The following is a 6,371-nucleotide window of genomic DNA, read 5'->3' as shown; positions in this document are numbered from 1 at the left end:
TTGCTGGCGGCGGCCGTGCTGCTGTTGGTCGTGGTCCTCATGCCTTCTATCAAGGCCAAGCGTGAAGAGGCGTTTGTGGAGGATTGATCCTCTTAGGTATCTGGACCCAGCGTTGAACTCTTTACCCGCACAACACGCCCAGCGCCTGTCGCTGCACAACGAGGTCCATGCCCGCCCGCCAGAACCCATGGGCTTGCCCATGGCGCTGTCGCATGTGGTGATGGTGTGCAACGCGCAGCAGCGTGATGCCAGCCGGGCCCACATGGCCACACTGGCGCGCGACCACCACCTGCCAGCGCCCGATGCTGCGTCCATCCATATCCGCATGGACTTCGGGCTGTACCGCGTGCGCTGGGAGTTGCACACCGAGTTCGTCACCTGGACGTTTATGCGCCCGATTGCAGGGCAGGCCGGCGCCGAGCGTGAGCCCGAACTGGCGCTGGATGCGGTGCCGCAGCAGTGGTTTTCGGCCTTGCCCGGTGAGTGCCTGGCCAGCCTGCACCTGTGGGTGTTGCCCACGCAAGACGTGGATACGGGGCCGTGGATTCGCCAGGTGCTGCACGAAGAAACCCTGGTGGCTTCTACCGTAGCCGATGGTTTTGGCGAGGTCTACACCGACTTTGCGGTGCATGCCGATGGCTTCTCGCGCATCGTGCTGCTGGCCGGTGGCATGACGCCGCGCCGCCTGGGCCGCCTGGTGCAAGGTCTGCTGGAGATTGAGACCTACCGCATGGCGGCGCTGTTGGGGCTACCGGCAGCGCGTGAGGCGTCTGCGGTGCTGGCCAGTGCCGAGCGCGAACTGGCCGAACTGGCCGAAGCCATTCGCAGTGCCACGCGTGACGATGAGCCCCAATTGCTGGACCGGCTGACCCGCTTGGCGGGCCAGGTGGAAAGCCAGCACGCGGCCACCCATTCGCGTTTTTCGGCCAGCGCAGCCTACTTTGAGCTGGTGGACAAACGCATTGAAGACATTGCCGAGTCGCGCCTGGCCGGCATGCAAACCATCCGCGAGTTCATGGACCGCCGCCTCACGCCTGCACGCAGTACCTGTGCGTGGTCCAGCCGGCGGCAAGATGCGCTGTCGCAACGCGTCTCGCGCATCAGCAACCTGCTGCGCACGCGGGTGGAGATTGAGCAGCAACAAAGCAGCCAGGCCCTGTTGGCCACCATGAACAGCCGCCAGGGCATGCAGCTCAAGCTGCAGTCCACGGTGGAAGGCCTGTCGGTGGCGGCTATCACGTACTACATCGTGGGCTTGGCCAGTTACCTGGCCAAGGGTGCCCAGCACTGGGGTTGGCCCTGGAGTTCCGAGATGACGGCGGCGGCGGCCATTCCGGTGGTGGCGGTCAGCGTCTGGTGGTCTTTGCGCCGCCTGCACCACCGGGTGTTTCGGTCGTCATAGGCAAAGTCAATGTGGTTGATTGGATCAATCAACCCAAAACATGGCGCAATCGCTCTAAGATTCACCCCGTTCACTCATCGAACGGCTATTTTTAGAGGAAACCCACATGTCTTTGATCAACACGCAAGTTCAGGCTTTCAAGAACGAAGCCTTCCACAACGGCAAATTCATCACCGTTTCCAACGAAACCATCAAGGGCAAGTGGAACGTGTTCATTTTCATGCCCGCAGCGTTCACCTTCAACTGCCCCACCGAAGTGGAAGACGCAGCTGACAACTACGCTGAATTCCAAAAAGCGGGTGCCGAGGTTTACATCGTCACTACCGACACCCACTTCGCACACAAGGTGTGGCACGAAACGTCCCCCGCAGTGGGCAAGGCCAAGTTCCCCCTGATCGGCGACCCCACCCACGCCCTGACACGCGCTTTTGACGTGCATATCGACGAAGAAGGCCTGGCACTGCGCGGCACCTTCATCATCAACCCCGAAGGCCAGATCAAGACCATGGAAGTGCACTCCAACGAGATCGCACGTGACGTCAAGGAAACCCTGCGCAAGCTGAAGGCTGCCCAGTACACCGCCGCCCACCCCGGCCAAGTGTGCCCTGCCAAGTGGAACGAAGGCGCCAAGACCATCACCCCTTCTTTGGATCTGGTCGGCAAGATCTAAGCTAGCGGCTCACAAGGTGGAGCGCCCAGTGCGCTCCCCGGCCGGACAGCGTCCTTGCGCATGTGTGCAAGGCCGTCCGGCTTTTTTATACCCAAAATATGGCTGTAGCCCGCTTGGAATATGCGCGAGCAGCTATCAAATCAGTAGTAAATGCTGAACTAATTTAAGGAATCACCATGCTCGACGACACCCTCAAATCCCAACTCGGCGCCTACCTGGAGCGCGTGACGCTGCCGATCGAGATCGTGGCGTCCCTCGGTGAGGACGACAACTCGGTGGAAATGCGCGACCTGCTGCAAACCATCCAAAGCCTGCGCAGCGACAAGATCACCGTGGCCTATGACGGCACGGATGCCCGCAAACCCTCCTTTGCCCTCAAGCGTGCTGGCACTGACACCAGCCTGCGCTTCGCCGGCCTGCCCCTGGGCCACGAATTCACATCCCTGGTGCTGGCCCTGCTGTGGAGCGGTGGCCACCCACCCAAGGTGGAGCAGGACGTGATCGACCAGATCAAGGGCCTGGACGGTGACTTCAACTTCGAGGTCTACATGAGCCTCACCTGCCACAACTGCCCGGACGTGGTGCAGGCCCTGAGCCTCATGGCCATCCTGAACCCCAAGGTCAAAACCACCGTCATCGAAGGCGGTGCCTTCCAGAACGAGATCAACGACCGCGAAATCATGGCCGTGCCCAGCGTCTACCTGAACGGCGCGCTGTTCGGCAACGGCCGCATGTTGGTCGAAGAAATTGTCGCCAAACTCGACACCGGCGCTGCCGACAAAGACGCCGCCAAGTTGTCTGCCAAAGATGCGTTTGACGTGCTGATCGTCGGCGGTGGCCCCGCGGGTGCTGCAGCGGCGGTGTACGCCGCACGCAAAGGCATCCGCGTCGGTGTGGCGGCCGAGCGTTTTGGCGGCCAGGTGAACGACACCATGGCCATCGAGAACTACATCTCGGTGCAAGAGACCGACGGACCCAAGTTCGCCGCCGCCCTCGAAGCCCAGACCCGTTCCTACGGCGTAGACATCATGAACCTGCAGCGTGCCGACAAAATCGTGCCCGCGGCAGACGCAGGAGGCTTGACCGAAGTGGTGCTGGCCAACGGCGGCACGCTCAAGGCCAAGACGGTCATCCTGTCCACCGGCGCCCGCTGGCGCAATGTGAACGTGCCCGGCGAGCAGGAGTACAAGAACAAAGGCGTGGCCTACTGCCCGCACTGCGACGGCCCCCTGTTCAAGGGCAAAGACGTGGCCGTGATTGGTGGTGGCAACTCTGGCATCGAAGCCGCTATCGATCTGGCGGGCGTGGTGAAGTACGTGACCGTCATCGAGTTTGCCGACCAACTGAAGGCCGATGCCGTGCTGGTGAAGAAGCTCAACAGCCTGCCCAACGTGACCGTGCACACCAATGCCCAGACCACCGAAATCACCGGTGCGGATGGCAAGGTCAACGGCCTGAAATACAAGGACCGCGCGACCGGCGTGGAACACCACGTGGTGCTGGATGGTGTGTTCGTGCAAATCGGCCTGGTGCCCAACACCGAGTTCCTGAAGGGCGTGGTGGACCTGAGCAAGTTCGGCGAAATCGTGGTGGATGCCAAAGGCCACACCAACGTGCCCGGCGTGTTTGCCGCAGGCGACTGCACTACCGTGCCGTACAAACAAATCGTCATCGCCGCAGGGGCGGGTGCTACGGCGGCACTGAGTGCGTTTGACCACTTGATCCGGCACTGACCGTGGCGAAACGGGTGTGGACGAAGACTTTGCTGCGCGTGGCTTTCAGAGCGTAGGCGCTTGGATACTGGGGCGGGATAATCTCGCCTGTCCTCACCACCTCCATATCCAGCCATGCATGTCGCGCCACTCCAACCTTCTGACGCGACCCGCTACCGGGCGCTGATGCTGGAGGCTTACGCGCTGGCGGCCGATGCCTTCACCTCCACACCGCAGGAGCGGGCGGCGGAGCCAGACGCCTGGTGGGTCAAACGCATCACCCACGCACACAGCGTGGTGCTGGGCGCCTTTGAGGGCCAAGAACTGATCGGCACCGTGGCCTTGGAGTTTTCGGCCAAACCCAAAACGCGACACAAGGCGCATGTGCTGGGCATGTATGTGACGCCGGCATTTCGCGCGACGGGTGCGGGCAGGGCGCTGTTGGATGGGCTCATAACGCTGGCTGGCCAGCGGCCCGGAATCCAGGTGCTGAACCTGACCGTGACCGAGGGCAACGACGCTGCGGTTAACCTCTACCGCTCGGCCGGCTTTGAGCCCTTTGGCACCGAACCCATGGCCATACGGACCCCCAGTGGCTTCAAGAACAAGGTGTACATGTGGCGCCAGTTGCCTGCTACCCCTTGACCCTGCAAGATCCCCAAACTGTGCCCGTACGTATCTACCTCGCCCCCATGGAGGGGCTTCTCGATTTTGTGTTGCGCGACATCCTGACCCGTGTGGGCGGGGTGGAGAAGTGCGTGTCGGAGTTCATCCGCATCACGCACACACTGATGTCCGAGAAGGCCATGTTGCGCACCGTGCCCGAGCTGGCTTTCGGGGCGCGCACCTATGCCGGTGTGCCGGTGTGGCCGCAATTGCTGGGGTCGGATGCGCCCTGCATGGCCGAGAACGCCGCCCGCCTGGCCGAGATGGGCTCGCCCGGCATTGACCTCAATTTCGGCTGCCCGGCCAAGGTGGTCAACCGCCACGGCGGTGGCGCCACGCTCTTGCAAGACCCCGAGATTCTTCACGCCATCGTGGCCGCCGTGCGCGCGGCGGTGCCGGCCCATATTCCCGTCACGGCCAAGATGCGCCTGGGCTACAACGATGACAGCCTGGCCCTGGATTGCGCCCGTGCGCTGGAGGCCGGCGGTGCCGCCGAAATCGTGGTGCACGCCCGCACCAAGGCCCAGGGCTACCGCCCGCCCGCTTACTGGGACCGCGTGGCCGATGTGCGGGGTGCGGTGCAGGTGCCGGTGGTGGTGAATGGCGAAATCTGGAACGTGCAAGACGCGCAAGCGGCGGTGGCGCAGAGCGGTTGCAACGCGCTGATGCTGGGCCGCGGCATTGTGGCCCGCCCGGCGCTGGCCCGCAGCATCCTGGCCGCCATGGGGCCAGCCGGGGGCAACCTGGGCCAGCCCGGTGAGGACTGGAGCTGGCAAGACCTGGCCCCGCTCATGCACGCCTTCTGGCAAGTGGCGAGCACGCGTCTGGAGAAAAAGCAGCAGGCCGGCCGTGTGAAGCAGTGGCTCAACCTGCTGCGCCGCCACTACCCCGAAGCCCAGACCGCGTTTGACGAGATGCGCACGCTGGTGAAGCCCAGCGATGTGGATGCCTGGATTCACCGGTCTATCCCTGTTTAAGCATCAAACAGGTCTCTAGCCACCGTGGATATTGCGCGAATAGCTCCTAAATCAATAGCATGCTGGGTCGGTCTTCAGGCCCACAAACTCTCCAGCCCGTCGACGGGCACAAAGCGTTTGTTGCGCACCACCATGCGGGTGGGGCCGGGCAGGGCGCGCGCGGGCACCGAGTGGCGCGGGTCGCCGGGGTAGCTGAGGATGACGCTGCCGTCCTCCTCAAAATTTTCGGGGCAGATGCAGGGTGGCAATTGGGCGCGGGCTGCTGCCAGCACCTCTGCCGCCGTGGTGTAGCGGGCCAGGTGGCCCAGGCTCATGATCTGGGGCGGCGCCATTTCAATCTCGCCGCGGTGGTAGCGCTGCAGGGCCTCGACCGGTGGCAGCCAGATGCTGGCGGTGGTCTCGTAGTTGTCGTGGCTGGCGATTTGGTCACTGGGTGCCAGCGCGAGGAAGAAGCGCGTGTCAAACCGCTTTTTGCTTAAAGCGGCCATGCGTGGTGTGATCCAGCGGCTCCAGGGCACCAGTGCGCTGGCCGCCAGCTGGGCGGCAGAGGCATCCACCCAAGCCTGCCAGTCGGCAGGTGCGACACCGGCTGGGCGGCTGCTGGCAGCACTGAGCAACACGCCGGCTTCTTCGTACAGCTCGCGCAAGGCCGCCACATACAGGCCGGCGGCCAGCTCGGGGCTTTGTGCAGGCTCGCCCAGGCGCTGCGCCAATGCGGAGGCAGGCTCGTCCAGCGCGGCCAGGGCGGCGGGGCTGCTGTCGTGCGCGTCCAGCTTGCCGCCGGGGAACACATAGGCCTCGCCAAAGGTGTCCGACAGACCGCTGCGCTTCATCAAAAACACTTCCAGTCCGTGGCGGGCATCGCGCAGCAGCACGACAGTGGAGGCATCGCGCGGCGTGCCGCTGGCGGGGCTGAGGGTGTCTTGCATGGGACTGTTATTTCT

The 6,371-nt window shown here is 63.5% G+C and carries 6 protein-coding genes and 1 pseudogene; 6 read left to right on the top strand and 1 reads right to left on the bottom strand.

Annotation, left to right across the window (positions count from 1 at the left end):
* The first annotated feature begins 112 nt into the window (after positions 1-112).
* From AC3WS7_RS15885 to AC3WS7_RS15860, 6 genes and pseudogenes are all read left to right on the top strand, one after another.
* Entirely contained in the window at positions 113-1,402 is a 1,290-nt protein-coding gene (locus AC3WS7_RS15885) for a DUF3422 family protein (RefSeq protein WP_492657037.1), read from the top strand.
* Between the two features lie 106 nt (positions 1,403-1,508).
* Positions 1,509-2,072, top strand: coding sequence for an alkyl hydroperoxide reductase subunit C (ahpC, locus tag AC3WS7_RS15880; protein WP_492657036.1), 564 nt, complete (start codon positions 1,509-1,511; stop codon positions 2,070-2,072).
* A gap of 176 nt (positions 2,073-2,248) precedes the next feature.
* Positions 2,249-3,805: an alkyl hydroperoxide reductase subunit F gene (gene ahpF, locus AC3WS7_RS15875; protein ID WP_492657035.1), complete on the top strand. Its 1,557-nt coding sequence runs from the start codon at positions 2,249-2,251 to the stop codon at positions 3,803-3,805.
* Positions 3,798-3,884, top strand: a pseudogene (locus AC3WS7_RS15870) (dihydrofolate reductase family protein); the annotation flags it as partial. The gene ahpF and the pseudogene AC3WS7_RS15870, both read left to right, overlap by 8 nt.
* 35 nt (positions 3,885-3,919) lie before the next feature.
* On the top strand, positions 3,920-4,429 hold the full coding sequence (locus AC3WS7_RS15865) for a GNAT family N-acetyltransferase (protein WP_492657034.1): 510 nt from the start codon (positions 3,920-3,922) through the stop codon (positions 4,427-4,429).
* Positions 4,430-4,476: 47 nt separating this feature from the next.
* Positions 4,477-5,427, top strand: a complete 951-nt coding sequence (locus AC3WS7_RS15860) for a tRNA dihydrouridine synthase (RefSeq protein WP_492657044.1) — start codon at positions 4,477-4,479, stop codon at positions 5,425-5,427.
* A 74-nt stretch (positions 5,428-5,501) separates the two neighbouring features.
* Here AC3WS7_RS15860 and AC3WS7_RS15855 read toward each other — a convergent pair whose 3' ends face one another.
* Complete coding sequence (locus AC3WS7_RS15855) at positions 5,502-6,356, bottom strand: NUDIX hydrolase (protein WP_492657033.1); 855 nt, start codon at positions 6,354-6,356, stop codon at positions 5,502-5,504.
* Between the last annotated feature and the right edge of the window lie 15 nt (positions 6,357-6,371).

Source organism: Rhodoferax sp. EU05-FHT12H12, from assembly GCF_058791215.1.
Note: the sequence above shows the minus strand (reverse complement) of the source record. Positions and strands in the feature narration are given on the sequence as shown.

Excerpts from the sequence above, each read along its gene's own strand:
- ahpC (WP_492657036.1), top strand. The coding sequence starts at position 1,509 with ATGTCTTTGATCAACACGCAAGTTCAGGCTTTCAAGAACGAAGCCTTC.
- ahpF (WP_492657035.1), top strand. The coding sequence starts at position 2,249 with ATGCTCGACGACACCCTCAAATCCCAACTCGGCGCCTACCTGGAGCGC.
- AC3WS7_RS15865 (WP_492657034.1), top strand. The coding sequence starts at position 3,920 with ATGCATGTCGCGCCACTCCAACCTTCTGACGCGACCCGCTACCGGGCG.
- AC3WS7_RS15860 (WP_492657044.1), top strand. The coding sequence starts at position 4,477 with ATGGAGGGGCTTCTCGATTTTGTGTTGCGCGACATCCTGACCCGTGTG.
- AC3WS7_RS15855 (WP_492657033.1), bottom strand. The coding sequence starts at position 6,356 with ATGCAAGACACCCTCAGCCCCGCCAGCGGCACGCCGCGCGATGCCTCC.